The 26,600-nt window shown below is 69.8% G+C and carries 23 protein-coding genes; 11 read left to right on the top strand and 12 right to left on the bottom strand.

The genetic code is table 11. The features are described 5' to 3' along the window. Positions 1-29: 29 nt before the first annotated feature. The gene (gene purB, locus J9315_RS00915) at positions 30-1,466 is read left to right on the top strand and encodes an adenylosuccinate lyase (RefSeq protein WP_198499954.1); all 1,437 of its coding nucleotides are present in this window, start codon (positions 30-32) and stop codon (positions 1,464-1,466) included. Between the two features lie 144 nt (positions 1,467-1,610). On the opposite strand, the gene J9315_RS00910 is transcribed toward purB, so the two are convergent. From J9315_RS00910 to J9315_RS00900, 3 genes are read right to left on the bottom strand one after another with little or no spacing between them, the layout of a single operon-like run. Then, positions 1,611-2,348 carry a maleylpyruvate isomerase family mycothiol-dependent enzyme gene (locus J9315_RS00910; protein ID WP_198499955.1) on the bottom strand — a complete coding sequence of 246 codons (738 nt, stop codon included), beginning with the start codon at positions 2,346-2,348 and terminating at the stop codon, positions 1,611-1,613. A gap of 6 nt (positions 2,349-2,354) precedes the next feature. Continuing rightward, on the bottom strand, positions 2,355-3,272 hold the full coding sequence (locus tag J9315_RS00905) for a fumarylacetoacetate hydrolase family protein (protein WP_198499956.1): 918 nt from the start codon (positions 3,270-3,272) through the stop codon (positions 2,355-2,357). Next, on the bottom strand, positions 3,269-4,372 hold the full coding sequence (locus tag J9315_RS00900) for a cupin domain-containing protein (protein ID WP_198499957.1): 1,104 nt from the start codon (positions 4,370-4,372) through the stop codon (positions 3,269-3,271). The genes J9315_RS00905 and J9315_RS00900 overlap by 4 nt, the downstream gene beginning before the upstream one ends. Before the next feature lie 467 nt (positions 4,373-4,839). On the opposite strand from J9315_RS00900, the gene J9315_RS00895 reads away from it, so the two are divergent. Then, the gene (locus J9315_RS00895; RefSeq protein WP_198499958.1) at positions 4,840-5,079 is read left to right on the top strand and encodes a hypothetical protein; all 240 of its coding nucleotides are present in this window, start codon (positions 4,840-4,842) and stop codon (positions 5,077-5,079) included. A 177-nt stretch (positions 5,080-5,256) separates the two neighbouring features. Here J9315_RS00895 and J9315_RS00890 read toward each other — a convergent pair whose 3' ends face one another. Next, positions 5,257-6,075, bottom strand: a complete 819-nt coding sequence (locus J9315_RS00890) for a helix-turn-helix domain-containing protein (RefSeq protein WP_198499959.1) — start codon at positions 6,073-6,075, stop codon at positions 5,257-5,259. An 82-nt stretch (positions 6,076-6,157) separates the two neighbouring features. Between J9315_RS00890 and J9315_RS00885 the strand changes: the two genes are divergently transcribed. Continuing rightward, the gene (locus tag J9315_RS00885) at positions 6,158-7,441 is read left to right on the top strand and encodes an aromatic acid/H+ symport family MFS transporter (RefSeq protein ID WP_198499960.1); all 1,284 of its coding nucleotides are present in this window, start codon (positions 6,158-6,160) and stop codon (positions 7,439-7,441) included. An 86-nt stretch (positions 7,442-7,527) separates the two neighbouring features. Here J9315_RS00885 and J9315_RS00880 read toward each other — a convergent pair whose 3' ends face one another. From J9315_RS00880 to J9315_RS00870, 3 genes are all read right to left on the bottom strand, one after another. After that, positions 7,528-8,895 (bottom strand): MFS transporter, encoded by a 1,368-nt coding sequence (locus J9315_RS00880; RefSeq protein WP_198499961.1) that lies wholly within the window; start codon positions 8,893-8,895, stop codon positions 7,528-7,530. 262 nt (positions 8,896-9,157) lie between these two features. After that, positions 9,158-10,099, bottom strand: a complete 942-nt coding sequence (gene bla, locus J9315_RS00875; RefSeq protein ID WP_198499962.1) for a class A beta-lactamase — start codon at positions 10,097-10,099, stop codon at positions 9,158-9,160. Between the two features lie 270 nt (positions 10,100-10,369). Further along, positions 10,370-12,268 (bottom strand): penicillin-binding transpeptidase domain-containing protein, encoded by a 1,899-nt coding sequence (locus J9315_RS00870; RefSeq protein ID WP_198499963.1) that lies wholly within the window; start codon positions 12,266-12,268, stop codon positions 10,370-10,372. A gap of 95 nt (positions 12,269-12,363) precedes the next feature. Between J9315_RS00870 and J9315_RS00865 the strand changes: the two genes are divergently transcribed. After that, positions 12,364-13,362 carry a LysR family transcriptional regulator gene (locus J9315_RS00865; protein ID WP_198499964.1) on the top strand — a complete coding sequence of 333 codons (999 nt, stop codon included), beginning with the start codon at positions 12,364-12,366 and terminating at the stop codon, positions 13,360-13,362. After that, positions 13,359-14,249: a serine hydrolase gene (locus J9315_RS00860; RefSeq protein ID WP_198499965.1), complete on the top strand. Its 891-nt coding sequence runs from the start codon at positions 13,359-13,361 to the stop codon at positions 14,247-14,249. Before J9315_RS00865 ends, J9315_RS00860 begins: the two co-directional genes overlap by 4 nt. A gap of 38 nt (positions 14,250-14,287) precedes the next feature. Here J9315_RS00860 and J9315_RS00855 read toward each other — a convergent pair whose 3' ends face one another. From J9315_RS00855 to J9315_RS00845, 3 genes are all read right to left on the bottom strand, one after another. Next, entirely contained in the window at positions 14,288-15,019 is a 732-nt protein-coding gene (locus J9315_RS00855) for a response regulator (RefSeq protein ID WP_198499966.1), read from the bottom strand. Positions 15,020-15,147: 128 nt separating this feature from the next. Beyond that, positions 15,148-17,349, bottom strand: a complete 2,202-nt coding sequence (locus J9315_RS00850) for an ATP-binding protein (RefSeq protein WP_198499967.1) — start codon at positions 17,347-17,349, stop codon at positions 15,148-15,150. Between the two features lie 81 nt (positions 17,350-17,430). Beyond that, entirely contained in the window at positions 17,431-19,239 is a 1,809-nt protein-coding gene (locus tag J9315_RS00845) for a 2Fe-2S iron-sulfur cluster-binding protein (protein WP_198499968.1), read from the bottom strand. A gap of 111 nt (positions 19,240-19,350) precedes the next feature. Here J9315_RS00845 and J9315_RS00840 point away from each other — a divergent pair, with 111 nt between their 5' ends. The 3 genes from J9315_RS00840 to J9315_RS00830 all read left to right on the top strand — a co-directional run bounded on the left by J9315_RS00840 (position 19,351) and on the right by J9315_RS00830 (position 22,274). Next, entirely contained in the window at positions 19,351-19,641 is a 291-nt protein-coding gene (locus tag J9315_RS00840) for a metal-sensitive transcriptional regulator (RefSeq protein WP_137824935.1), read from the top strand. A 129-nt stretch (positions 19,642-19,770) separates the two neighbouring features. Continuing rightward, a complete protein-coding gene (locus tag J9315_RS00835) occupies positions 19,771-19,983 on the top strand; it encodes a cation transporter (RefSeq protein ID WP_198499969.1) in 213 nt (70 codons plus the stop codon). Then, on the top strand, positions 19,983-22,274 hold the full coding sequence (locus tag J9315_RS00830; protein WP_198499970.1) for a cation-translocating P-type ATPase: 2,292 nt from the start codon (positions 19,983-19,985) through the stop codon (positions 22,272-22,274). The genes J9315_RS00835 and J9315_RS00830 overlap by 1 nt, the downstream gene beginning before the upstream one ends. Positions 22,275-22,459: 185 nt before the next feature. Here J9315_RS00830 and J9315_RS00825 read toward each other — a convergent pair whose 3' ends face one another. Further along, on the bottom strand, positions 22,460-23,281 hold the full coding sequence (locus J9315_RS00825) for a MerR family transcriptional regulator (protein WP_198499971.1): 822 nt from the start codon (positions 23,279-23,281) through the stop codon (positions 22,460-22,462). Positions 23,282-23,349: 68 nt separating this feature from the next. Here J9315_RS00825 and J9315_RS00820 point away from each other — a divergent pair, with 68 nt between their 5' ends. Beyond that, entirely contained in the window at positions 23,350-24,402 is a 1,053-nt protein-coding gene (locus tag J9315_RS00820; protein WP_198499972.1) for a hypothetical protein, read from the top strand. A gap of 82 nt (positions 24,403-24,484) precedes the next feature. On the opposite strand, the gene J9315_RS00815 is transcribed toward J9315_RS00820, so the two are convergent. Next, complete coding sequence (locus tag J9315_RS00815; protein ID WP_137824930.1) at positions 24,485-24,748, bottom strand: hypothetical protein; 264 nt, start codon at positions 24,746-24,748, stop codon at positions 24,485-24,487. A 238-nt stretch (positions 24,749-24,986) separates the two neighbouring features. On the opposite strand from J9315_RS00815, the gene J9315_RS00810 reads away from it, so the two are divergent. Next, positions 24,987-25,649, top strand: a complete 663-nt coding sequence (locus J9315_RS00810) for a hypothetical protein (RefSeq protein WP_232623760.1) — start codon at positions 24,987-24,989, stop codon at positions 25,647-25,649. Then, positions 25,649-26,599 (top strand): response regulator transcription factor, encoded by a 951-nt coding sequence (locus J9315_RS00805; RefSeq protein WP_198499973.1) that lies wholly within the window; start codon positions 25,649-25,651, stop codon positions 26,597-26,599. Before J9315_RS00810 ends, J9315_RS00805 begins: the two co-directional genes overlap by 1 nt. Position 26,600: the final 1 nt, after the last annotated feature.

The raw sequence follows: 26,600 nt of genomic DNA, 5'->3' as shown, positions 1-26,600 counted from the left end.
CGGCTCCGGGCCCGTGAGAAAATGAGGTCATGCCGACCGTTTCACTCGCTGAAGTCTCGCCCGCCATCGCCCTCGGACCGCTCGACGGCCGTTACCGCAAAGACACCGCTGACCTCGTCGATCACCTCTCCGAGGCCGCCCTCAACCGCAACCGCATCCGGGTCGAGGTCGAATGGTTCATCCACCTCACGCAGAACTCCGTGATTCCCGGCGTGCGCACCCTCACCGAGGCGGAGGTCACGGCCCTGCGGAAGTGGGCCGAGGGGTTCGATGCGGACACGATCGCCACACTGGCCGCCCATGAGGCGGTCACCGTGCACGACGTCAAGGCCGTCGAATACACAATCAAGGACGCGCTAGTGGAGATCGGCGCCGAGGACCTGAGCGAACTCGTCCACTTCTGCTGCACCTCGGAGGACATCAACAACCTCTCGTGGGCGCTCGGCATCAAGGGCGCCACCGAGGAGGTCTGGCTCCCCCGCGCCCGTGCCCTCATCGACACCCTCGCCGAGACCGCCGAGAGCCTCGCCGAGGTCCCGATGCTCGCCCATACGCACGGCCAGCCGGCCACCCCGACGACGATGGGCAAGGAGCTCGCCGTCTTCGTCCACCGCCTGCGCCGCCAGTACGAGCGGATCGCCGCGACGGACTTCCTCGGCAAGATCAACGGCGCCACCGGCACGTACTCCGCCCACCTGGCCGCGGTGCCCGGTGCGGACTGGCCGCAGATCGCCCGCACCTTCGTCGAGGGCAGCCTCGACCTCACGTTCAACCCGCTGACCACGCAGATCGAGTCGCACGACTGGGACGCCGAGCTCTTCGCCGACGTCTCCCGGTTCAACCGGATCGCGCACAACCTCGCGACCGACATGTGGACGTACATCTCGATGAACTACTTCAAGCAGATCCCCGTCGCCGGCGCCACCGGCTCGTCGACGATGCCGCACAAGGTCAACCCGATCCGCTTCGAGAACGCCGAGGCGAATCTCGAGCTCTCCTCGGCACTGCTCGATTCGCTCGCCGCGACCCTCGTCACCTCGCGGATGCAGCGTGACCTCACGGATTCGACCTCGCAGCGCAACATCGGCGTCGCGTACGGCCATTCGGTGCTCGCACTGAACAACCTCGTCAAGGGCCTCGGTCAGCTCGCGATCAACGAAGACGCCCTGGCCGCAGACCTCGATGCGAACTGGGAGGTGCTCGGCGAGGCGATCCAGTCGGTGATGCGCGCCGCCGGCCTCCAGGGCGTGCCCGGCATGGAGAACCCGTACGAGAAGCTCAAGGAGCTCACCCGCGGCAAGCGCATCCACCAGGCCGATCTCCAGGAGTTCGTCGCCGGTCTCGGTCTGCCCGCAGAGGAGACGGCCCGTCTCACCGCGCTCACCCCGGCGACCTATGTCGGGCAGGCTGCTCAGCTCGCCCGCGACGAGGTGGCCGCGTGGAAGGCGACGTCGCCCGCCGTCTGAGGGTTCAGCGCACGTCGCCCCTCACTGAGGAACCGGCAGAAGCGCACATCACCGGCCATAACGGAACCGGCACGAACGCACATCGCCCGCCACGACGGAACCGGTCGTGGCGGGCGATGATGACTGCACTGTCGTCGACGGCGGCTACAGCCACCTCGGCGCCGGCGTGATCTCTCCCGTCGATGCCGTCACTCCGGTGTCACCGCGGCCCGATGCCCAGCGGACGAGGTCCGGCAGTTCCCCGCTGACGATCGCCGGGTCCTCGGACTCGATGTCGCCGAGGCGGTCGTCCCACCCGTCGACCGCGACGACGAGGCCCACATCGGTGCCGCGGGCCCGCCAGGTGCCCGTGATGTCGCGCAGCAGGCGGGCGAGCACGGGTTCGGGGACGTCGGAGAAGCGGGCGCCGTTGGCGAGGTCGATGGCATGGAGCCAGACCTCCCGGGTGCGCATCCACACGGTCTCCCGGGCCGGGACCTCCCGTCCCTGCGCGGTGCGCACCGTCGCCTCCCACGCCGCATCCGGGCTGTCGCGCCATTCGACGTCGAGGCTGATGGCGGCGTGGTCGTTGAGGTGGCGCAGTGCGCGCACGGGCAGGGTCGCGCCGAAGTCGATCTCGGCATCGCGGGCGGCGGGCGAGTCGTACATCGGGGTCTCGACGCCCGTGTTCGCCCACTGGACGAGGCGGGTCAGGGCACGGGCGTTGTACCCGACGTGGGCGAGGAGGTGGCGCCGCGACCAGCCGGGCAGGAGGCTCGGCTCGTCGAAGTCGGCGTCGGAGAGCTCGGTGACCTTCCGGGCGAAGAACGCCGTGCCGCGGCGGACGGTGAGCAGCTCGTCCCGGAGTTCGGGATCAGTCGTGAGATCGTGTCTGGCGACCATGGCTCTTCAGCCTGCGTCGGCCGTGCTGCCTGCGGTGGCGAGACGGGATTCGCCGGCGACGCCCGGGGCATCCGCGTCGACGATCCGGTTGGCGATCTGGCCGATCCCGTCGATCGACACGGCCACCTCGTCGCCGACGGACAGGTAGACCTGCGGGTCACGGGCCCGCCCGACCCCGCCGGGAGTGCCGGTGAGGATGATGTCGCCGGGTTCGAGCGTGATCATCGTCGAGATGTAGGAGACGAGGTGAGCCGGGGAGAACACGAGGTCGCCGATCGCGTGCTCCTGCATGACCTCGCCGTTGACGGTGGTCGTGAGCACCGCCTCGGCGGGGTCGAAGTCGTCAGCGGTGGTCAGCACCGGACCGAGCGGGGTCGAGTCCTCCCACATCTTGCCCTGCAGCCATTCCTTCGTCCGGAACTGCCAGCCGCGCATCGAGATGTCGTTGGCGATCGTGTAGCCGGCGATCGCCGCGGCCGCCGCGGTCTCGTCGACGCGGCGGACCTGCTTGCCGATGACGACGACGAGCTCGCCCTCCCAGTCGAGTTCGGGGTCCTCCGGGGCGAACGGCACATCGGCGTAGGGCCCGGTCAGCGTCTCGGCGAACTTCGCGAACAGCGTCGGGTACGCGGGCAGGTCGCGCCCCATCTCAAGGATGTGGCTGCGGTAGTTGAGCCCCACGCAGATGATCTTGCCCGGGCGCGTGATGAGCTGGAGCACCTCGGCCTCGGCTTCGGGCACGGTCGCGGCGGGGTTCGCGAGCGCCTCGGCGACGGTGGCCTCCCAGTTCTCGGTGGCGAGCAGATCGCCGACGTCGGTGAAGCCGTCGATGACGAGGTAGTCATCGCCGCTGAGCACGGCGGCGGCAGAGGCGGGGTCGGTTCCGCGGGCGGTGGATCCGGTGGCGATGGTGGCAAGTCTCACTGGTGTTCTCCTTCGACGTGGGTGCGAGCGAAATTCAGGGTTTCGATGATGGGGCGGTCGTTGAACGCGAAGAGGTCGAGGCCGGTGTCGGCCTCCACGCTCACGGCCGACCACGAGGGAAGGACGACGAGGTCGCCCTTCTCCACCGCGAACGTCCGATCGTCGACGAGGATGCGTCCCCGTCCTTCGAAGACCTGGACGACTTCGGAGCCGACGCGCCTGGTCACCGGGGTCTTCGTGCCTTCGCGGAGGCGGTGGAATTCGGCGCGGATCGTCGGCATGACGTCCCCGCCGGTCGTCGGGTTGACGTAGCGGATCGCCGCATGGCCCTGGCCGACGGTCGCGGGGAAGCCCTCGTCCTCGAGTCGCAGCTGTTCGGTGAGCGCGCGATCCGTGTGCTCCCAGCGGTAGGCGCCGATCGGCGAGCTCACGGTGTTCGCCAGTCCCGAGAGCGGCCGCAGTCCCGGATGGCCCCACAGCCGCTCGGATCGGGAGATGTCCGGGGTCGATTCGTCGGTGACCCGGTCGATGCCGAACTCGAAGAACGACGTGTCGGCGTAGTGGACGAAGGGAATGTCGAGGCCGTCGATCCACGCCATCGGCTGATCGGTCTCGTTGTGGTGGCCGTGGAAGTTCCAGCCCGGGGTGAGCAGGAAGTCACCGCGCGACATCCGCACGGGATCGCCGTTGACGACCGTCCACACGCCCTCCCCTTCGACGACGAAGCGGAACGCGTTCTGCGAGTGCCGGTGCTCAGGGGCGACCTCATGCCCGCCGAGGTACTGGATCGCCGCCCACAGCGTCGGCGTCGCGAACGGTGCCCCGCCGAGGCCGGGGTTGGCCAGCGCGATCGCGCGGCGCTCCCCTCCGCGGCCGACGGGCACGAGGTCGCCGGCGCGTTCGGCCAGCGGCAGCAGCGTCTTCCACTGCCAGAGGTGCGGCACCGCCGCCGAGGCGGGGGTCGGCGGCATGAGCTCGTCGAGCTGCGTCCACAGCGGGATCATGTTCTCCGCGGCCATCGTCTGGTACATCGCGTCGAGTTCCGCGGCTTCCTCCGCGGTGGGATCGGGGTTCGTCATCGTCGGTGCAGGGCGCGTCATCGGGACCTCCTCGGCCACAGTGCTGATTCTGCGCCGAGGCTATCGATCGTCAGGGGCCGGACGGGAGCAAATTCCGCTGGACGGAATCTGCCGGGAGCGCCGAGGCGGTGGCGACGTGACGCGGGCGTGCCGACGTCACGGCGGCAGGACTTCAGGTCGATCTGGTCCGGTTTTCGGCGCTCAAATCTGACCATTTCGTCCTGGAGTTGATGGGCCTTTCCTGGAACTCTGGAACTCATGCGGCGACGGAGAGACGGCAGGGCGATCACGGCGCGAGCGCGAGGATGCAGGTGCGATCGCGGATTTCGGTCGCGCGACGGACGCCGATTTCCCCCGCGAGGGGGATGTGGACCCATCGGCGTCCTTCCTAGACTCGAAGAGACACCAGGGCCGAAGGAACTGCCGGGCAGAGCGCCACGGGCTCGGCGGAGCTGCGGCTTTCGAGGAACGAGTGGAAGGATTTCCCGATGAGCAAGAAGGGTCACACTGATCAGAGGTCGACAGCCGTCTGGTATTTCGTCGGCGCGACCTTCCTGTTCGTGCTGCCGAACCAGCTGTTCACCGATTCCGACGGATGGGTTCGCACGGTCTTCATCGTCTTCGGAATCGTCGCGATGGCAGCCGGGTTCGCACAGATGCGACGCGAGTTCGCTGGTCGCCGGCGAGCCGCTCGGAGCGGCGACGGCACATCCCGCCCTGCCGCTTAGTCTGGGGCCGACCCTCGCTCTGTCCGGCGCGGAATGCGCTCGCGACCGATGATCGCCACGCGCAACCGCGCGCGAGAGAAGCCGGCGAAACCGGAGAGGGCCCGACCGGAACGCGCCCGCGACCCCGAAGGGAGTCCGGTCTCGCCTCGATCACCGCGGCGAGACCGAGCGCGCGGGTCAGTCGTTCTCTGCTGTGCCCCCCGACTCCGGGGTGTCGATCTCCGCCGCGATGCGGGCAAGATCGGCGCAGGCGCGGCGCACGAGGTCGATCGAGGACTCCGAGATCAGCTGCTTCGTCCGCACCGCGGGCGCGCTGAGCGCCACCGCGCTCTGCGGCGGCAGACCTCCGGCACGGGGCACGGCGATCCCGAGGGCGCTGATGTCGGCCTCGGTCTGGCGGAGGTTGAGGGCATAGCCGACGCGGCGCACGTCCGTCATCTCCGCGAGCAGCTTGACGAGATCATGGGCGGCGAGCCGTTCGGCCGGGGTCCGTCCCCCGGCGTAGAGCGAGCGGATCGATGCATCGTCGAGGGCGGCGAGCAGAGCCTTGCCACCCGAGGTCAGCCGTGCCGGCAGCACGGTCCCGGTCCGCTCCCCCACGCGCAGACGCTGCCGGGATTCGACCGTCGTGAGGAACTCGACGCTCACCCCGCGGCGACGCAGCAGAGAGACGGTCTCCCCGGTGTCAGCACTCAGCTGCGCGAGGACGTCGAGGACGGGACCGGGCACGGATTGGGTGCCCTGCGAATCGGCGACGCCGAGCGCCGGTCCCGCCCGGTACTGGCGGGCGGCGCCTCGAGTGACGAACCCGCGGTAGAGCAGGGTCGAGAGCAGCCGGTGCGCACTCGAGGGCGCGACCCCGAGGTAGTCGGCGACATCGGCGACCCGCACGCCCTCCTGCGGATGACGGCGCAGCAGATCGATGAGCAGCAGAGCGTTGTCGACGGATTCGATGGCATGGTCAGGGCGTTTGACGATGCTGAAGTGCTGCGGCATAGCCCAACCGTAACCGACTCACAGATTCCGCAGAGCAGAATTGTCTCGTGATCGGATTCACACGCTCCTTACGGTGTCACCCATGACCGAGACCACGCTCAAGGCCCCGGTGCGCAGTGAAGCGCACCGCTGGGCAGCTGTCATCATCTGCTGGCTTCTCATCGTCATGGACGGGTACGACCTCATCGTCTACGGCGCCGTGCAGAACTCACTCATCGAAACCACCGATTGGGGGCTGACGCCGGGGTCGGCCGGCACCCTCGGATCGCTGGCGTTCCTCGGCATGATGATCGGCGCCGTCGTCGCCGGTCGTCTCGCCGATGCCCTGGGCAGGCGACAGACGATCCTCGTGTGCGTCATCGTCTTCGCCGTCGCGACCGTGCTGTGCGCCGTCGCCCCGAACCCCGGCGTCTTCGGGGCGCTGCGCCTCATCGCCGGGCTCGGGCTCGGCGGACTCGTGCCGTCGGCCAATGCGCTCACCGCTGAGCTCGTCCCGCCGCGCTGGCGCGGCTCGATGGCGACCCTCATGATGTCGGGAGTGCCGATCGGCGGTGCGATCGCGGCACTGACCGGACTCGCTCTCATCCCGGCCTTCGGATGGCGGTCGATGTTCTGGATCACCATCGTGTCCTTCGTCCTGCTCGCCGTCGCATGGAAGGTGCTGCCGGAGACCTCGACCGTGCGCACGCCGGTGGCGGACCGGGGATCTGCCGGCCGGGAGAAGGCCGGGTTCAGCACCCTGCTCGGTCCGCATTGGCTGACCTTCTCCATCCTCTTCGCCCTCACCACCCTCTTCACGCTCTTCGCGTGGTACGGCCTCGGCACGCAGCTGCCGAAGATCATGCGCGATTCCGGGGCCGACCTCGGTCCGGCCCTCGCCTTCACCCTCGCCCTCAACCTCGGTGCCGTCGTCGGATCCGTGCTCACCGCATGGGCCGGGGACCGGTTCGGCATCCTGCCGACGGCGACCGTCGCCGCGGGTGTCGCCGGGGTCGCGCTCGTCTCCCTGATGAGCGGAACGACGGCGACGGCGGCGATCTACATCGCGCTCGTCCTCGCCGGCATCGGCACCCACGGCACGCAGTCGCTCATCATCGGGGCGATCGCGTCACACTACCCGGAGAATCTGCGCGGCACGGCCCTGGGCTGGGCGCTCGGCGTCGGTCGCATCGGAGCGGTGCTCGCCCCGCAGGTCTCGGGCATCCTCCTCGGGATGCAGGGGGTCGCACCGTCGATGAACTTCCTCCTCTTCGGCGGGTCGGCCCTGGCCTCGGCACTCGTCCTCGGCCTGCTCACGGTGCTCAGCCGCCGGCAGCGGAACCGCGCTCCCGAGGAGGGTGCGCCGGCCACGGCCGCCGCGCAGTGACTCGCCGGCCGCAGGTCGAGGCCCAGGCCCGATTACCGGGGCGCCTCACCTCGGCGGCGAGGCCCCTGACGCCACCTCGACCGGTCCTATGCCGGGACGAGGTGGCGGTCGGCGTCGACCTCGGCGAGCGTCTTGTTCCCCATGCTGCGGGCCAGCAGCAGCGCCGGGACACCGGCGACGATGACGACGACCGTCGCGTAGATCGCCGGGGCCAGCGTGATGCCGGTCGAGCTCATCAGCGCGGTCGCGATGAGCGGGGAGAGCCCGCCGAAGAGCACGGTGGCGACGTTGTAGCCGATCGCCATGCCGGAGAAGCGGCTGGTCCCGGTGAACTGCTCGGGGATCATCGCCGCGGCCACCGCGCTCCAGCCGGCGGCGGGAATCGCGAGGAACGCCGCGCCGCCGATCGCGATGGCCGCCGAGTCGTTGCTCAGCAGCACATAGGCGGGAATCGTCGTGAAGACGAAGACGACCATGAGCCCGGCCAGCGCGATCTTGCGTCCGAACCTGTCGGAGGCGACGCCGAAGAACGGGGTGACGACGATCGCGACGACCGCGGCGACGGTGCCGAGCGCCAGCGATCCCGAGTTCGGCACCTGCGCCACCTCTTCGATGTAGGTGGGGACGTAGGTGATGTTGAGGAAGTAGCTCACCGAGCCGATCGAGGAGATGAGGAACGCGACGAGGATCGCGCGCGGCTGTTCGACGAGCGCGGTGATGAGCGGTGACCGCTGGAGGGCGACGTCCTTCTTCTCCGCCTGCTGGAGGCGCTTGAAGGTGTCCGTCTCGACCATCATCCGGCGCAGCGGCACCATGAGTGCGGCGAGCACCGCGCCGAGGACGAAGAGCACGCGCCAGCCCCACGTCTCCATCGCCTCGGTGGACAGGGTGTTGGCCAGCAGCGCCCCGGATCCGACGGCCAGCAGCGCACCGACCTCGCTGTTCGCCGCCGCCCAGGACGCGGCGACGCCGCGCTTGCCGGGCTTGGCCGATTCCATGAGGAAGACCATGATGCCGGTGTACTCGGCGCCGACGGAGAAGCCGGAGAGGCAGCGGAAGAAGACGAGGCCCACGCCCGCCCAGATGCCGATCGTGTTGTAGTCGGGCATGACGGCGATGCCGAGCATCGAGACGGCCATGAGGACGGCGGAGACGACGAGTGCCTGCTTCCGCCCGACGCGGTCGCCGAGGTGGCCGAAGACCATCGCGCCGAGGGGTCGGAAGAGGAAGCCGGCGGCGCCGACGCCGAGGGTGAGCAGCAGCGAATCGGCCTGCCCGCCGAAGAACTCCGTCGTCAGCGTCGTCGCGACGTAGAAGAAGATCGAGAAGTCGTACCATTCGACGACGGTGCCGAAGGCGGCGACGAGCATCGACCGTCGGCGTCCGCGCTCCTTCTCGGGAGTGCCGGACTCCTGTCCGGTGCCGGGGCGTGACTCAGATTCGAACTCGGACATCGCTGATTCCGTTCGCTCATGGGAAAGGTGCACTCAGGGTGGTTGCTCGCCGGCAAGTTTCCCTTACAGGTGATCCGCGCTTGAGACTATCAGCTGACCCGGACACAGGGGAGGCTTCCGCGCATTTTTTCACTGTCGTCCATGGTCAGCGGCCCAGCACCGAGGCGGTTCTCCTTGTCCGAGAGCGCCTGCAGCACAGTCGCCGGACAGTCCGGCGGTGCCCCTGCCGAGCGAGCGCGCGGTCGTCGCGGTGCCCGCCGACTCACCGGATCGCGTCGACGGCGGCGGCTGCGGCGCGGGCGATGAGACGGTCGTCCGCCTCGGCGTCCTTCTCATCCTTCGACGACAGGACGGAGATGACGATCGGCCCGCCGTCGCCCGGCCAGACGATGCCGAGGTCATTCCGGGACCCGTAGGACCCGGTGCCGGATTTGTCTCCGACGGTCCAGTCCTCGGGCAGGTCGGCGCGGATGAGGGTGTCCCCGGTCTGGGTCGCCTTCATCCAGTCGGTCAGGGTCGTCGCCTCGTCGTCGCTGAGCACTCCCCCGAAGACGTATTCGCGGAGATTGTCCGCCGAGGCGCGTGGGGTCGTCGTGTCGCGCGGATCCCCGGGCTTCGCTTCGTTGAGCCCGGGTTCGGTGCGGGAGACCGTGGTCCCGGTGTCGCCGAGGTCGTCGAGGCGGGAATCCAAGGATGCCGGTCCCCCGAGCTCGGCGAAGATGAGGTTCGCCGCGCCGTTGTCGCTCTGCGTCATCGCGGCCTCGCAGAGCTCGGCGAGCGTCATCGTGCCCCCGACTTTCGTCTCGGTCACCGGCGAATGGCTGACGATGTCGTCGCGTGAGATCGCCACGTCCTTCGACAGGCCGTCCGTCCCCACCTCGTCGAGCAGCGCCGCCGAGGCCATCGCCTTGATCGTCGACGCGTACGCGAACCTCTCATCGCCGCGCCAGGCGACCTCCCGGCCCGTGTCGAGATCGACGGCGTAGACGCCGACCCGGGCATCGAAGTCGTCTTCGAGCTGCGTGAAGGCGGAGTCCGCAGCGTCGTCTCCCGGAGACGTGGTCGCAGTCGATTCGCCCCCTGCGGTCGGTGCCGCTGCCGCCGTCGTGGAGCCGGCCGACGCCTCGTCGGACGCCGAGGTGGTCCCGGATCCGGTGCACCCGGTGAGCAGCGCGAGTCCTGCCGCGCAGGCAACCGCAGCCATCGAGCGACGCCGGACCGGAGGCCGGGGGCGCTCGCGGAGTTCGCGTGGGCTCCATGGTCGCTGCTCCCTGCGGCCGTCTGCCGCGGTCGGCAGCGGCGTGTGTGCGTGAGACATCTCTCTCCTTGTCCTCTGTGGTGCGCCGTCCTCTGTGGTGCGCCGTCTTCTGTGGTGCGGTCTTCTGTGGTGCGCCGTGAGCGCGTCGGGTGTCCTGGAGGCAGTTCTGGTGCGCCTGCGGCGATCCAGAGCGATGGGCTGCCCCGGGTCACGTCCTCATGAGTTGAGCTCCGTGAAGAAGCGGTCGGCGACGGGCACAGCCGCCTCGGCGCCGAATCCGCCGTCCTCGACGAGCACGGCGACCGCCACGTCGCCCTGGAATCCGGCGAACCACGAATGGGTGCGCGGCGGCACGTCGGTGCCGTACTCCGCGGTGCCGGTCTTGCCGTACACGGGCCCGCCGGGGACGTCAGCGAGCGCCGAGGCGGTGCCGCCGGTCACGGTCTGACGCATCATCGCCTTCACCTCGGCGAGTGCCTTCAGGTCAGGGGCGGGGACATCGCCGTCCCTGCGGTCGGGCAGGACGAGGAGGGGTTGGACGGTGCCGCCGGCGGCCACGCTCGCGGCCATCGTCGCCACCGCCAGCGGGGTGGCGAGCACCTTGCCCTGCCCGATCATCGCCGCCGCGTGCTCGACGGTGTCGTCGACCTCGGGAACCGAGGCCATGTACGAGTCCGTGCCGATGTCGACCTCGCCCATGCCCAGCGCCAGCGCTGTCTCGCTCAGCGCCGCCGGGGTGACGTCGGGCGCGGAGTCGACGAAGGCGGTGTTGCACGACTGGGCGAAGCTCTCGGTGAAGTCGACGTCGCCGAGGACGTGGTCTTCGGCGTTCTTGAAGCGCTTGCCCTCGACCGTCGTCGTCTTCGGGCAGCTGAGCGTCGCGTCCGGGGCGATGCCGGTGCCGACCATCGCCGAGGCGGAGACGACCTTGAAGACCGACCCCGGCGGGTACTGTCCGGTCAGCGCCCGATCCCAGGCCGCACCCTTCGGATCGGCGTTGGCGACCGCGAGCACGGAGCCGTCGCTCGGGCGCATCGCGACGATCGCGGTGGGCTTCGTCCCCGTCTTCGCGGCCTCGTCAGCGGCCGTCTGCACGGCGACGTCGATCGTCGTCTCGACATCCGCACCGTCGGTGCCGGCGACCTCATGCACCGGCGCCGAGGTGGTCCCCGCACCGGCGTCGGATGCCTGGCCCGGGGCGGGGCGTGTCAGCACCGTGAGCCCGGGGGTGGGCCGCAGCGTCCGGTCGTAGAGGAGCTGGATGCCGCTCGTGCCGACGTAGGACTCGGGCGTCAGCACTTCGGGTTCGGCGGCGACCTCATCGGGGCCGGCCAGGGTGGTGCTGCCGAGGGTCGCTGCGGCGAAGTCCTTCGTCCGCGACAGCGGCTGCATGCGGGTCCGGAACACCGTGCCCGGCAGGTCGAAGATCGCGCCCTTGACGAGTTCGTAGTCATCCCGACGCAGAGTGATGACGGGGACGAAGGCGTCAGGGTCGGCCGCCTTCACGCGGTCGGCGAGCTCGTCGGGATCGACGTCGAGGGACCTCTTGAGCTGGTCGAGCGTCGCTGTCTCATCGTCGAGTCTGCTCGGCTGGAGTCCGACATCGACGACCTCCCCGTCGGAGACGAGGACCTCGTCGCCCTGCCCGAGGATGCGACCCCGAGTCCCCGGCGTCCGCGTCACTGCGAGGACCTGGCCTGCCTGCAGGTCGGGGTGGACGACGCTCTCGGCGAAGTCGGCAGTCCAGGTCGCACCGCTGCGGCGCAACGGCACCTCGGTGGTGTACGACCAGGGACCATCGGAGCTCCCTGTCGGCACGGCCCACTCCCAGCGCAGCGTCGCCGTCGCCGAGCTCACCCCGCCGTCGACGGAGTCCACGGCGACACGACGGGTGGGCACCGCCTCGGCGAGGTCAGCGACGATCGCGTCGAAGCTCTGCTGCGCATCCGCGGTCGACCAGACCGGGGACTCGAGACTGCCGGAGGTGAGATCGGCGGCGATCTCCTCGGCCGCGCTCGAGGGGAGGACGGGCAGGGTGCGCAGCGCGAGCAGGCCGATGCCGATGAGGACGAGCACGACGGCGGCGCCGATGATCCGACGAGAACGGGTCTTCATGGTGCTATCGTCGGCAGGAGCATCTTCGCATGTCCAATATCACATGGAGTTCGAACTATGCACTTTCTGATATACGTCCAGGTGGAATCGGGTCGATGAACCTCCTCAAGAGCCTCGAAATGTTCCGCGCCGTCGCCGAACATGAGAGCTTCACGCGGGCCGCCGACGAGCTCTCGCTCGCGCAGCCGCCGATCTCCCGCGGTGTCGCCGAGCTCGAGAAGCACCTCGGCGTCCGCCTCTTCGATCGCAGTTCACGGCGGATCCGGCTCACCGCCGCCGGCCGCGCGGTGCTGCCCGACGTCCTCGAGATCCTCCGCCGCATCGACGGGCTCGCCGAGACCGCCGGCCGTCGCGATCGGGGGCTCGTCATCGGGGTGAGCGGGCAGCTCGACCCCGCCGTCCTCATCGCCGCCACCCGCGAGCTGCGCCTTGCCGGCGCTCCCCCGCGCTTCACGCCGGCGGAGGCCGCGGACCTCGATGACCTCATCGGCGCCGGGGAGATCGACGCGGGCCTCGACGTGCGCGGACTCGGGGCACCGGCGACGACGTCACGGCGGCGTCAGGTCAGCGACCTCGTCGTCGACCTCGTCGCCGCCTCGCCGAGGTTCGCCCCGCACTCCGAACCCTCGAGCATCAGCGCCGCGGACCTGCGGGGCATGCCGCCGGGCATGGGCTTCGGCCGGCATGCAGAGCGGGAGTCGGTGACCCTCCTGCCCGAGGACGCCGGGCTCCTCCACGACTCCGGGCTGCTCACCCCGCTCGTCGCCCGCGGCATCCACCTCGGGCAGCTGCGGGTCGCCGACTCCGAGTTCGACGCGGTCACCCACGTCTTCGCCCATGAGTCGGTGCTCCTGTGCACGCCGCAGACGGCCCGCACCCACAGCCTTCCCCACCGGAGTCTCCGGGATGTCGAACTCGCCCGCCGCGTCGAGGTCGTCGGGTCGGAGAGCTGCGATCTCGCCGGACTCATGGAGTCCGCCCCTGCGCTGAGAGCGGCGATCGCGGAGATCCTCGGGGCCCGTCCCCACCGTACGCACGCGGTGGTCCCCGACGGGGACGGCCGCTACGCCGATGAGAGGCTGTTCCGACCGTGAGCGCGACGACCGTCATCGACGAGATCAACGGAGTGTGGACCGGCCTCGGTGCGCAGGGCTTCCTCTTTGCGGAGCACCTCGGCACGCACCGGTCGCTGGGCATCCGGGAATCGGCGCGGATTCCGCTCGCCTCGGTGGGCAAGGTCGCCGTCATCGCCGGTCTCCTCGACGCGGCCGCCGACGGCGCCGTCGACCTCACGCAGCGCCTCCTCGTCGATCCGGCGCACTCGACCCCGGGCGGGACGGGGATCGCGGGACTCCTCGACCCCGTCGAGATGAGCGTCCGCGACCTCGCCGCGATGGCCCTGTCGGTGAGCGACAACGCCGCCGCGGACACGCTCTTCGACCTCGTCGGACCCGACCGGATCATGACCGTGCTCCACCGCGGCGGGATCCGGTCGTTCGAAGTGACCTCACCGATGTCCCACCTCTACGACGTCCTCGCCGAGGTGGCCGCCGGCGATGAGGCGCAGGCCCTGGCCGTCGCGGCCGCCGACGCCCGCTCCGGGCGGGTTCCGCAGCTGCCCGATTCGGCATTCAACACCGGCACCGTGCGCGCCACCGCGAAGCTCTTCGAACTCATCCACACCGGGCGGCTGCTCGGACCCGAGGGGTCGGCGACGCTGCGGCGCCTGCTGCAGAAGCAGATCTTCCGCCATCGCATCGCCGCCGGCTTCCCGATGGATGCCGTCCAGTACTACGGGAAGACGGGCACGTTCCTCAACTTCCGGCACGAGGCCGGGGTCGTCGTCGACAGCGACGGCTCCGCCTACAGCATCGCCGTGTTCACCCGGTCATCGATCGCGACGTTCTCCCAACCGGAGCTCGATGCGTCGATCGGCTACTGCGCGCGGCTCGCGATCGAGCACCTGCGCACCCTGGGGTGAGCCCGCCGCCCAGACGCACGGGCCGCGGACGTCCCGGTTCACTCCTGTTCGACGACGGTGTATTCGAGGACGGGGCGCCCGGCGGAGCCGTAGCGGGGACGGCGCTCGAGCATGCCCGCATCGGCCATCGCCTCGAGGTAGCGACGCGCGGTGACCCGGGAGACGCCGAGGCTCGTGGCCACCTCGGCGGCGGACTGCCCCGGCTTGTCCGTGAGCACTCCCCTGACCTCCCCCTGCACCCCGTCGGGAACCCCCTTCGGGGTCGCGGTCACGGTGTGCGTGCGCAGGGCCGCGATCGCGGTGTCGACCTCGTTCTGCGTCACCTCGCCGTCGGGACAGTCCGCGCCGAGGCGGAAGCGATACGAGGAGTACGCGTCGAGCTTCGACTTGAAGACGGGGAACGTGAAGGGCTTGATGATGTACTGCGCGACCCCGTAGGACAGCGCCTCCTGGACGATCTGCATGTCGCGGGCGGCGGTGACCGCGATGATGTCGACGTCGACGCGCTGCCCGCGGATCGCCCGGCAGACCTGGAGGCCGTGACCGTCGGGGAGGTTCATGTCGAGGAGGACGAGATCGATGCCGTCGGGGTCGAGGCCGAGGATCTTGCCGGTCAGCGCCGCCATCGCCTGCGTCGCGTTCTTCGCGACCCCGGCGACGTGGTAGCCGTCGATGCGCTCGATGTACTTCGCGTGAGCGCGGGCCGCCACGGCCTCGTCCTCGACGACGAGCACACCGATGCTCGAATCAGGCTGAGAACTCTCTGACATGCCGCCAGTCTAGACCGCTGTCCGACGGGCGCTGCGGGGAATGTGTTCCAGGCTCGGCACATCCGCGACGACGGCCGTCGTCGCCCGACGGCGCCGGTCGGCAAGCCTCCCTGTGGCCCGCTCCGGCGCTACTGTTCGGTAGTCCGAGTCCGCTGTGCGGCGGCCATGTCGTCGGGCAGCCAGACGGTGAGCACGGCCCCGCTGAACTCGTCTCCGTCCTCGCCGCGGCCCTGGACGTCGATGGCCCCGCCGAGGCGGCGGACGGCCTGGACGACGAGCGAGAGTCCGACTCCCCTGGTGCCCGTCTGCTGGCGGCCGCGCCCGCTGTCGGTCGTCACCCCGTCGTGCTTCGTCGACCAGCCCCGCTCGAAGATCGCGTCGAGGTCCTCCTCGGCGATGCCGGGTCCGTCGTCGCTGACCTCGATCGTGAACCCGCTCGCACCGCCCGCGCCGCTGAGGTGGACGTGGACGCGCTTGTTCTCCGGCAGCACGTCCTGCCTGCTCAGGGCGTCGAAGGCATTGTCGATGAGGTTGCCGAGGATCGTCGCGAGGTCCCGGTCATCCCCGCCGAGGCTGCCGGTGAGTCCGACCGTGTCGACCGTCATGTCGATGCCGACCTCGCCGGCCTGGGCGATCTTCGAGAGCAGGAGCGCCGAGAGGACGGGATGGTCGAAGCTCATCTGCCCGTCGCCGGTGACCCGGCTGAGGTCGTCGAGGTCCTTCGCGGCGAAGTCGATCGCCTCGTCGACATGACCGGTCTCGAGGAGGGAGATGACCATGTGCAGGCGGTTCGCGTACTCGTGGGTCTGCGCGCGCAGCGAATCGGAGAACGAGCGCACCGAGACGAGCTCACCGGTGAGCTCGGCGAGCTCGGTGTGATCGCGCATCGTCACGACCCACGTGTCGCTGCCCTCATCGGTCGGCTGCTGGTTGACGATGAGCACCCGATCGTCGGTGTAGTGGAACTCGTTGCGGGCCCAGCGGCCCGACGCCAGGAGGTCGATGAGCGCCTCGGGCAGCTCGAGGTCCGACAGCGGGATGCCGCCCTCGGGTGTCGTCGATTCGACGGCGTCGGGAGTGGTCGTGGTGGACTTCGAGCTCGCCGAGGCGGTGGTGGGTGTGGCGCTCGCCGAGGCGGTCGCGGAGGCCCCGGTCACCTCGGTGTCCGCAGTCACCTCGGTGTCCCGCTTCGCCCGGGAATCCGCAGGGGTTCCGTCGGTCGCGGTAGTTCCTGTTCCCGAGGTCGTTGCGGAGTCCGCGGTCGTTCCGGTCTGCCCACGAGTCTCGTCGGATCCCACGCCTGCCGCGTCACCGGGACCCGCGCCCGCATCCTCGGCGGACCCCGTACCATCCGCCGCCGACCCCGCACCCTGCCGCTTCGTGCCGACGCTCGGGAGGCCGAGGAGTTGGCGCGCCTCGGCGTTGATGAGGACGATCCCGAGCGACCGGTCGATGAGCAGCAGACCCTCGGAGACCGCTTTGAGCACGGAGGAGTAGAACTCGATGATGCCCCGCAGCTCGTTGGCGCCGTAGTCGCCGGTGACTCGGCGCAGACCGCGCGAGGTCACCCACGAGGCGCCGATGCCGAGCAGCAGAGTCGCGATCGCGATGCCGATGAGCCATTTGCTCTGGGCGAGGAAGCCGGCCCGGACGGCGTCGGCGGAGTTGCCGACGATGACGGCGCCGACGACGGTGTTCGGTCCCACCTCGTCGATGCCCAGATGCTTCGCGAAGACCGGGGTGACGACGTACATCGTGCCGCCGCCCTCCCCGCCGTCGTCGAGGAACCGGACGACGGAGCGCCCGCTGAGGATGCGGGTGGGGCCGATCGACGCGGCGAGCTGGTCGATCGAGTCATCGGGGATGTCACCCGAGGATGCGGTGACGATGTTGCGCTCCATCGCGACCCGGCGATCGGCGGACCCGAGCGAGGGCGGGGTGCGCAGGTAGTCGATCGGCACGACCGCTGCGGTGTCGAACTGATACTCGTTGACGACGTTGTCGAGCATCGAGCGCACGTCGGCGCGGGAGGACGGCGCGAGGAGGTCATCGCTGAGGTCGGTGTTTCCGGCGTCGACGATGCCGAGGGACAGCGAGATGCTGTCCGCGGCCGAGCGGAGGAGATCCTGCTGCCGGGCGGTGTTGATCTGCGAGAGCTGGAGGTAGAGCAGGCTCGTCGTCAGGACCATGATGCCGACGAGCATGACCGAGTTCGCGAACATGATCCGCCCGGCGACCCCGTAGCGCACCCGGCGGCTGAGCCGCACGACGGGACGCACGAGCGCGCGCGAGAGCGTCGGACGCGTCGTCTCGTCGGCCGGGGTCGTCATGGCCCCATTGTGTCACCCGGCCGTGCTGGGATCGCGTCACCCGGCCTGTCCGGCCCGGGCTGTCCGGTCCGGTCGGATCCGTCAGAGGGCGAGGCTGATCGGACCGGCGGGCACGGCCGAGCACACGAGCACCTCGTCCGCGGCGACCTGGGCAGCCGGTTCGATCGGGTAGGCGACGGAACCGGCGGCGAGCCGCACCGAGCAGGTGCCGCACGATCCGCCCCGGCACGAACTCGCCGCCTGCATGCCGCGCGCCTCGAGCGCCTCGAGGAGGGTGCCCTGGGTCGGCTCCCAGAGGAAGCTCGTCCCCGAATCGGCAAGCGTCACCTCGGCGGGAGGCCATTCGGCGATCGCCTCGGTCATCCCGGACCGCGGGGACGCGAAGGTCTCCTGGTGGACGCCGGGCACCCCGGCTTCATCGGCCGCGGCGAGGACGGCGCGCGTGAAGTCCGCGGGTCCGCACACCATGACGTTGTCGCAGCCGGTCAGCAGCGCGACGAGCTCGGCGTGGTCGGGCCGGCCGGCCACCGCAGTGTCCCGATGCTGCGCCTCGACGGGGAGACCGGTGCCGTGGGCGCGGTCGAGGAGCCGATTCCACAGGCACGCCGTGCGCTGGTCCCGGTCGACGTGGAGGAGCCTGAGCCGCTCGGCTGCGGGCAGAGCGCTGCCGCCGCCGGCGCCACCGGCCCCGACGGCGACCGGCTGACGGGTCGCCTCGCGCAGCAGTCCGAGGCTCGGGGTGATCCCGATGCCTGCGGTGATGAGCGCCGTCGTGCCGCCGAAGACGCGATCTGCCGTCATCGTGCCGTGCGGTCCTGACGCGAGCACCCGTTCCCCGGCCGGCAGGCTCGCAACGGCGCGGGACCCCTTGCCCTGCGTGCGCACGGCGATCGAGACGATGTCATCGGTGACGTCGGTGATCGTATAGGTCCGCCAGAACGGCGCCCCGAGTTCGAGGTGGACGCGCAGATTGGTCCCCGGTTCGTCGAACTCGCGGATCCAGCCGAGTTCGTCGCGCAGGGAGATCTCCACGGTGTCGTGGCAGATCTGCCGGGAGTCGAGCACCGTCATGAAGCGCGGGGTCCGCGCCGTGGGCACATGCTCCCGGGGCGCCTCGCCCTCGATGACGATCTCATCGCCGGCGGTGATCACCCCGGACTCGAGGATGCGCCCATAGACGCCGCAGTGGACGTGGCCGCACGCGGAGGCCAGCAGGCGCGGAACGTTGACGTCAACCTCGGTGGTCACCGGGTTGACGGTCGTCGCCGGGCAGCGTTCGATGGCCTGGCTGATCGCCAGCCGCACCCCGCCGAGGCGGACGATCCGGCCGATGAGACCGAACTCGGCGAACGGCGCGAGCCCGTCGAGGAGGACGTTGCCGCGGAACCGCAGCGGGTCGAGGTCGTCGCCGGCGCCGAGTGCCGCCCGTCCCTCGTCGGTGGCGCCGATGGCTGCGACCGTGGCGGGGTTGATGAGCGAGATCCCGGACTCGCGGGAGTCGAACATGCCCTGTCCGGCGACGACGAGACTGCGCGGAAAACTGCCCTGTGGGGGTATGCGGGCGCCGAGGAACTCCGCCGCCGCGGCCCGGCTCTCGAGGTCGTCGACGCGGAAGGTCGTCGCCTCCCCGTCCGGCGCGGTCAGGGTGAGTGCGGGGACCGCCTCGGCGGGTGCACTGGCCACCTGCCATCTCTGCAGGTCAGGGTCGTTTTTCAGGACCGTGAAGGCGGAGTATCGCTGCCACTGGTCGGCGGGGACGTCGAGGCTTCCGTTCGTGAAGGCGGCGACCCGGTCGCCGAGGATGCCGCGGTTCGCATCGACGACCGCCTCGGCGATCTCCTCTGCCGGGAACCCCTTGACGGGGAAGCGGAACAGTCTGACAGCACGCATGCCTCGATTCTAGGAGCACCGGGGCGACGCGGGCGGGGTGATGAGACGAATCGCACAGAGACCGCCTCGGCGGGGGTTGCGCGATACCCTATGGGGGTATAAAGTCAGGTCATGACTGAGCAACATGGATACACCCCGCAGAAAGACGCTCTGGAACGCCGGATGAAGCGGATCGAAGGACAGGTCCGCGGGATCGCGAAGATGATCGATGAGGACAAGTACTGCATCGACATCCTCACCCAGGTCTCGGCAGCCACAGCCGCACTGCACGCGGTCTCCATCAACCTCCTCGAAGAGCATATCGCTCACTGCGTCGTCGACGCCTCCGCCGCCGGCGAGGACGAAGCGCGCAAGAAGATCGAGGAGGCTTCAGCCGCCATCGCCCGACTCATCAAGAGCTGAGCGCCCCTCCAGGGCTCCGTCCCCCTTCCTCTCGGGACGGTCATCCCGCCGAGGCGGCGCTGACCTGATGAGGCACGGCGTCGATCGCCGGTCGACCGGCCGGCGAGACGTGCGAAGAAAGCAGGAGACATGACCACCACCACGATCACCGTCAGCGGAATGACCTGCGGCCACTGCGTCGCCTCTGTCACTGAGGAGATCGGCGCGCTGACCGGCGTGACCGACGTCGCCGTCGACCTCAACGCCGGCGGGGACTCCCCCGTGACGATCACCTCGACCACCGACCTGGACGACGCGGACATCCGCGCCGCGGTCGACGAAGCGGGCTACGAGGTCAAGTGATGTCGCGCGAGGTTGATCTCGACATCACGGGAATGACCTGCGCATCGTGCTCGGCCCGGATCGAGAAGAGGCTCTCGCGCCTCGACGGGGTGACCGCTGAGGTCAATCTGCCGCTCAACACCGCCCACGTCGTCATCGACTCCGACCTCACCGACGGCGACGTCACCGCCGCCGTCGAGAAGGCCGGGTACGGGGCGAGCGTGCGGAAGGCCGCCTCGGCGGGTCCCGAGATCGTCGACTACGACCCCCGCCACCTCCGGCCGCGGTTCATCGGCTCCCTCATCCTCGCGGTGCCGATCATCGCCGTCTCGATGGTGATGAGCTGGCACTTCCCGGGCTGGCAGTGGGTCGTCGGGCTCCTCGCCCTCCCGGTCGTCACATGGGGTGCGTGGCCGTTCCATTCCGCGGCGTTCAAGGCCGCCCGGGGCGGGTCGACGACGATGGACACCCTCGTCAGCGTCGGCATCATCGTCGCCAGCGGGTACTCGTACGCGACGCTGCTGCGGGCGGTCGTCGACGGGCACGGCTGGGCGATTCCCGGGACCTACCATGTGTGGTTCGAGGCGGCCGCGGCGATCACCGTGTTCCTCCTCATCGGCAAGCTCACCGAGGATCGCGCGAAGAACCGGGCGACCGCCGCCCTGCGCAAGCTGCTCGACCTCGGAGCGAAGTCGGCGACCGTGCTGCGCTCGGTCGATCCCGGTTCTCCCGGCGCCGAGGCGGGGGCAGGCGAGGGCTCATCCGTTTCCGGTCCGGGGTCTCCTCATTCGGGTGACCTGTCCGGTCATTCAGGTGACCTGTCCGGTTCCGGCGAGCGCGTCGAAGTGCAGGTGCCCATCGCGGAGCTGCGCGTCGGTGACGTCTTCCGCGTCCGTCCGGGCGAGAAGATCGCCACCGACGGGGTCATCGTCGCCGGTCACTCGGCCGTCGACGAGGCGATGCTCACCGGTGAATCCGCCCCCGTCGAGGTCGGGGTCGGCGACACCGTCACCGGTGCGACGATCAACACCTCAGGGGTGCTCGAGGTCCGCGCCGAACGCGTCGGCGCGGAGACGACGCTGGCGGCGATGGCCGATCTCGTCAGCCGCGCACAGCTGGGCAAACCGGCCGTGCAGCGCCTCGCCGATCGCATCTCGGCGGTGTTCGTGCCGATCGTCTTCGTCATCAGCGTGCTGACGTTCCTCGCGTGGGGTCTCATCAGCGGCGACTGGGCGATGGGCCTGCATGCGGCGCTCACGGTGCTCATCATCGCGTGTCCCTGTGCGCTCGGGCTGGCGACCCCGACGGCCCTCGCCGTGTCCTCGGGCCGCGGTTCGCAGCTGGGGATCCTCGTCTCGGGCCCCGAGGCGCTCGAGTCGACGCGGTCGATCGACACCGTCGTGCTCGACAAGACCGGCACCCTGACGACGGGCGTGATGACGCTCATCGGCTCGCAGCTGTCCGACGCGGACTTCGCCGTGCTCGCCCGCCTCGAAGAGCAGAGCGAGCACCCGGTGGCCCGCGCGATCGTCGAGGCGTCACGGGCGGAGCGTGTCACTGCCGGGGCGGCGACCGCCTCGGCGAGGGTCGAGGACTTCGCCGCGATCCCCGGCGGAGGGCTCGAGGCGAGGATCGACGGACGCGAGGTCATCGCCGGTCGGCCCGATCTGCTCGGCGAACGCGGGATCACGGTCGACGTCGCCCCCGACGCCGTTCCGGCGGGCGCGACGATCGTCGCACTCGCCGTCGACGGGGACTTCCGCGGGCTGACGTTCGTCGCCGACGAGGTGAGGGACGGGGCCGCCTCGGCGATCTCCGAACTCCATCGCCTCGGTCTGCGCACGGTGCTGCTGACCGGGGACAATGCCTCAGCCGCCGAGGCGGTCGCCGGCAAACTCGGGATCACCGAGGTCTTCGCCGACGTCCGTCCCGAGGGCAAGATCGCCGTCGTCGACGAACTCCAGGCGGACGGGCGCTCGGTCGCGATGGTCGGCGACGGCATCAACGATGCCGCGGCCCTGGCCGGCGCCGACCTCGGCATCGCGATGGGCTCGGGCACGGACGCGGCGATGGCCGCCTCGGACATCACGATGGTGCGGTCGGATCCGCGGCAGATCCCGCAGGCGATCCGCCTGTCGCGGCGGACGCTCGGCCTCATCAAGGGCAACCTGTTCTGGGCCTTCGCCTACAACACGGCGGCGATCCCGATCGCCGCGGCCGGACTGCTCAGCCCGATGATCGCCGGTGCCGCGATGGCGTTCTCCTCGGTGTTCGTCATCCTCAACAGCCTCCGGCTCCTGCGGTTCCGGTAGAGGGGTCCTCCGGCGGGGCGGGCCCCAAGGTTCTGCGCCGCTTCCCTGGTGATTTCAGCTCCGAAATCACCCTGGGGGCGGCGCACAATCGCCTTCACCCTTCCGCAGACCTGAGAGCCGGGCCCAGACCGGGCACTTCTAGGCCCCTTCCGCAGACCTGAGAGCCGGGCCCAGACCGGGCACTTCTAGGCCCCTTCCGGCCCCTCGCTGGTCCCCTGCGGCCCGGCATCCGGCTGCGACGGCACCCCTCCAGGCTCCCCGGACTCGCCGGACCTCCCGGACTCTCCCACCTCCCCGGACTCGCCGGACCTCCCGGACTCTCCCTCCTCCCGGGAACCCTCCCGCGCTGCGCGCGCGAGGTCCTCGGCCGGCCAGAAGAGGCGTCTCGCCCGGTCGGAGTGCGCGAGCTTGCGCAGACTGTCGATGAAGACCGAGCCGAGCACCGTCCCGAGAACGGACTTCTCGACGATCGTCGCGGGGTCGTCAGTGGGGGCGAGGCTGGCAACGTCGGCGTCGGCGATGCGCTCGGCCGCCTCGGCGTAGACATCGAGATGGCCGAGCAGATCCTCATGCCCCGTGTCGATCATCGTCTCCACTGCGGTGATGAGCGGGCCGAGCGCCGGCTCATCGGCTGCGAGATTCCAGTCGCGGTCGGCGATGAGGGCATCGATGAGGGCGGCGGCCTGCTCGCGGGCACTCGGCGTCCCACCGCCGGGATCGGGGTCGCCGGGGCGGGAGTTGACCCCGATGATCGCCTGACCGAGCGCGACGGGCACCTGCGGCTGGGGTGAATCGAGCTCGGCGAGCACCGCCCGCGCCGACGCGATCGACATGCCGCCGATCGTCACCATCGCGCGCACGAGCCGCACCCGGTGGACATGGTCGCTGCCGTACCCCCCGGGATCCTCGGCAGTGACGGTCGCCCGCGGCACGAGGCCCTCGCGGATGTAGTACTTGATCCGCGGGATCGGCACCCCGGTCTGCTCGCTGAGCTGAGAAATCCGCATCGCCCTCCCCATCAGTTCCGTCGGCGAACACTCTTGCACGCCCACTACGGATAGTCTACTATCTGTTTATGGATAGCGGACTATCTGACAATGACGTCGGACGACCCCGGGAGAACGGCGCGACCCCCGCGTCGACGGGCCGCCTCGGCGAGACCACCCTGCGTCCGGCGACGATCGTCTCCGGACTCTCCCGACTCCATCGCCCCCTCATCGCTGCCGCGGTCTTCGCCGCCCTCATCGCCGTCATCGCCATCGTCGGGTACTTCACCGACGACCGCACCCTCGTCGGCGCGCCGATCTGGCACAAGGCCGCGAAGTTCGGCATCTCGATCGCGATCTACACCGTGACGATCGCCTGGATGCTCCAGTTCCTGCCCCGCCGCAGCCGCATCGGCCGGGTGCTCGGAACGATCATCGCGATCGGGATCTCGGTCGAGCTCGCCTTCATCGTCGTGCAGATCATCCGCGGGCAGATGAGCCATTTCAACGTGCGCACACCCCTCGACGCGGGCCTGTACTACGGCATGGGCGGGCTCATCACCGTGGTGTGGCTGGCGAATCTCGTCCTCGGCTTCGTGCTCGCGTTCCGCCGACTGCCCGACCGGGGCATCGCCGCCGGCATCCGCTGGGGCACCGCGATCGGCCTCATCGGCATGGCGATCGCGTTCCTGATGACCGTCGGCGAGCTCAACGTCGTCGACATGGACGCCGCCGAGGCGCAGGGTCTGGCCGGCGCCCACAGCGTCGGGGCCGTCGACGGCGGACCGATGATGCCGATCACCGGCTGGAACACCGAGGCGGGCGACATCCGCGTCCCCCATTTCCTCGGGATCCACGCGCTCCAGATCATCCCGTTCGCCGCCCTCGGACTCGTCCTCCTCGGGCGTCGGTGGCCGCGGCTGCGGCCGGCATCGGTGCGGGTCGGCCTCGTGCGGATCGTCGCGCTGTTCTACCTCGGCGTCGTCGCCCTGGCCACCGTGCAGGCGCTGCGCGGACAGTCCGTCGCCCAGACTGATGGCCCGATGTTCGCGGCCCTCAGCGGCCTGGCCGTCCTCGCCGGTGTCGGTGCCCTTGCCGTCATCCTGCGCCGAGGCGGCTCCCGAGTCGAGCGTGTGAGCTGAGGTGAGGGCGGCGGTCGGGTGGGAACACGAGGCGGTTCGACGATCCTCGTGCCCGCCCGGAAGCTCTACTTCCCGGAAGTCCCTACTTGAGGACGGGGTAGGACTGGTCGTCGTTCTGCGTGTCGTTGCGCATCACCCAGTTGAGCACCGCGGACAGAGCGCTGACGAGGACGAATGCGATCCCGGCGTAGATGAAGGCATAACCGAACGCATCGGAGTCCTGCCACGCACGGGTGACGATGATCGAGAGGATGAGAACGGCGACGCCGCAGACCAGCCCCACTTTGAGCGCATCCTTGTAGGACACGGTGCTGGAGGACTTCTTCGCGGAGTTCGACGTTGCCATACCACCAGGGTACCGACTCGGGCTGAGAGGCGACAGCCGAGCGACCCTCGACCCGACTGCCGAACGGCCCTGAACGCGACAGCCGAGTGACTATGAACCCGATACCCGGCAACCACCGCACCCACCAGCCTCCCGCCCCCGAATCCGGCTCCCGACTATCTCCAGAAACCGACACCCGCACAGACCCCGGAACCCGGACCAAGTGGACGAGTGCGGGGGAACACGCGAAAATGACAGCGTGCCCATCCCCACACCAGTGCGCAGGTCTGCGCACGCGTCGCGCGCTGCCGTCACGGCAGGCGTCCTGACCAGAGGCGGTCTCAGGACGCTGGTCGCGTGTGCCTGCGCTCTTGCGCTGCTCGTCGCGCTCGCGGCCTGCGGGCCGGACAGGGGGCTGCGCGTCGAGCCCGCGGGAAGCACCTCGCCGACGCTCTTCGACGAGTCGAACGAGGACTCCGGGCCCGCGGACAAGCCGTATTCGCTTGCCGACATCCGCACCCTCGTCGAGGACAGCTCGGGGGTCGCGGTGACCGGTCGGGCGTCGGAGACCGCGAAGGTCGTCGCCGACTGCCAGGAGTGCATGAAGTTCGGCACCCCGTTCCTCAGCGGCGACCGGAAGTTCCAGGTCGTCACGGTGCTCAACCCGCAGCAGATGAGCGAGGTCATCGCCGGGGTCGTCGTCAGCGAGTTCGAGGGCGAACCGCGCCTCGAGCTCATCGCCACGGGCAATCAGCTCACGCTCAGTCCCGGCAGGAACGGCACCCTCGTGGTCCAGGAGGCGATGTACGCCGACGGTGATGAGGACTGCTGCCCGTCGGGCTGGTCGGTGCAGGTATTCCGCCTGCATGACGGTAGGTTTGAACCGGGACAACGCTTCACGCGTCTAAATGGAGAGTCGTAATGCATATTGTGCTGGTCGAGGATGACGAGGTCATCCGCGAGACAACCCAGATCGGACTCGAGCAGTTCGATTACACGGTGTCGGCGTTCGCCGACGGCCGTGAGGGCTATGAGTTCGTCGCCGCCCACGGTGCCGACGTCCTCCTCCTCGACCTCATGCTCCCGACGATGAACGGCGCGTCGATCTGCCGGGCGATCCGCGAGCGCTCCTCCATCCCGATCATCATCATCTCCGCCCGCTCGGATGCGATCGACATCGTCCAGGCCCTCGAGGCCGGCGCCGACGACTACCTCACCAAGCCCTTCGACATGCAGGTGCTCAACGCCCGCATCCGCGCCGTCGTCCGCCGTTTCATCACCGCCGGCACCGACCGCCTCGGCCACTCCCCCACCACCGAGGCGATCGACGAACACGAAACCGTCATCGGCCCCGGCGGCGTCATCACCGGCGACGGGATCCCCGAAGTCCTCGGGCCGAGCCCCGGCATGGACACCCGGGAGCGGATCAAGTCCCGTCTCGCGGCCGATGACACCTACCTCGGCGCCGGAGGGAAGTTCACGTCGTCACCGGGCCCCGACACGCACGACGTGGCGATCCCCCCGCGTCCCGCGTCCTCACCGCAGACGACCGCCGAGGCGGCCCCGGAGTCCGGTGAGCTCGGACCGTTCCGCACCCGGCTGGGATCCCTCGTCCTCGACACCGGACGGCTCACCGTCGAAGTCGACGGTGAGGAGGTCCACCTCACCCCGACCGAGCTGCGCGTCCTCCTGCTGCTCACCGAGCAGCCCGAGCACGTGTACTCGCGGGAGAAGATCGCGTTCACGGTGTGGGGCTACGAGTGGGCCGGCGACTCCCGGGTCGTCGACGTCCACATCCAGCGCCTGCGCAAGAAGATCGGGGCGAACATGATCGAGACGGTCCGCGGCTTCGGGTACCGTTTCGCGGGCTGAG

Source organism: Brevibacterium sp. W7.2 (assembly GCF_018137945.1).
In the GTDB taxonomy this organism is placed as follows: Bacteria; Actinomycetota; Actinomycetes; order Actinomycetales; family Brevibacteriaceae; genus Brevibacterium; species Brevibacterium sanguinis.
The sequence above is the reverse complement of the archived record's forward strand: the minus strand, read 5'-3'. Positions and strand labels throughout refer to the sequence as shown.

Excerpts from the sequence above, each read along its gene's own strand:
- purB (WP_198499954.1), top strand. The coding sequence starts at position 30 with ATGCCGACCGTTTCACTCGCTGAAGTCTCGCCCGCCATCGCCCTCGGA.
- J9315_RS00910 (WP_198499955.1), bottom strand. The coding sequence starts at position 2,348 with ATGGTCGCCAGACACGATCTCACGACTGATCCCGAACTCCGGGACGAG.
- J9315_RS00900 (WP_198499957.1), bottom strand. The coding sequence starts at position 4,372 with ATGACGCGCCCTGCACCGACGATGACGAACCCCGATCCCACCGCGGAG.
- J9315_RS00895 (WP_198499958.1), top strand. The coding sequence starts at position 4,840 with ATGAGCAAGAAGGGTCACACTGATCAGAGGTCGACAGCCGTCTGGTAT.
- J9315_RS00890 (WP_198499959.1), bottom strand. The coding sequence starts at position 6,075 with ATGCCGCAGCACTTCAGCATCGTCAAACGCCCTGACCATGCCATCGAA.
- J9315_RS00885 (WP_198499960.1), top strand. The coding sequence starts at position 6,158 with ATGACCGAGACCACGCTCAAGGCCCCGGTGCGCAGTGAAGCGCACCGC.
- J9315_RS00880 (WP_198499961.1), bottom strand. The coding sequence starts at position 8,895 with ATGTCCGAGTTCGAATCTGAGTCACGCCCCGGCACCGGACAGGAGTCC.
- bla (WP_198499962.1), bottom strand. The coding sequence starts at position 10,099 with ATGGCTGCGGTTGCCTGCGCGGCAGGACTCGCGCTGCTCACCGGGTGC.
- J9315_RS00870 (WP_198499963.1), bottom strand. The coding sequence starts at position 12,268 with ATGAAGACCCGTTCTCGTCGGATCATCGGCGCCGCCGTCGTGCTCGTC.
- J9315_RS00865 (WP_198499964.1), top strand. The coding sequence starts at position 12,364 with ATGAACCTCCTCAAGAGCCTCGAAATGTTCCGCGCCGTCGCCGAACAT.
- J9315_RS00855 (WP_198499966.1), bottom strand. The coding sequence starts at position 15,019 with ATGTCAGAGAGTTCTCAGCCTGATTCGAGCATCGGTGTGCTCGTCGTC.
- J9315_RS00850 (WP_198499967.1), bottom strand. The coding sequence starts at position 17,349 with ATGACGACCCCGGCCGACGAGACGACGCGTCCGACGCTCTCGCGCGCG.
- J9315_RS00845 (WP_198499968.1), bottom strand. The coding sequence starts at position 19,239 with ATGCGTGCTGTCAGACTGTTCCGCTTCCCCGTCAAGGGGTTCCCGGCA.
- J9315_RS00840 (WP_137824935.1), top strand. The coding sequence starts at position 19,351 with ATGACTGAGCAACATGGATACACCCCGCAGAAAGACGCTCTGGAACGC.
- J9315_RS00835 (WP_198499969.1), top strand. The coding sequence starts at position 19,771 with ATGACCACCACCACGATCACCGTCAGCGGAATGACCTGCGGCCACTGC.
- J9315_RS00830 (WP_198499970.1), top strand. The coding sequence starts at position 19,983 with ATGTCGCGCGAGGTTGATCTCGACATCACGGGAATGACCTGCGCATCG.
- J9315_RS00825 (WP_198499971.1), bottom strand. The coding sequence starts at position 23,281 with ATGCGGATTTCTCAGCTCAGCGAGCAGACCGGGGTGCCGATCCCGCGG.
- J9315_RS00820 (WP_198499972.1), top strand. The coding sequence starts at position 23,350 with ATGGATAGCGGACTATCTGACAATGACGTCGGACGACCCCGGGAGAAC.
- J9315_RS00815 (WP_137824930.1), bottom strand. The coding sequence starts at position 24,748 with ATGGCAACGTCGAACTCCGCGAAGAAGTCCTCCAGCACCGTGTCCTAC.
- J9315_RS00805 (WP_198499973.1), top strand. The coding sequence starts at position 25,649 with ATGCATATTGTGCTGGTCGAGGATGACGAGGTCATCCGCGAGACAACC.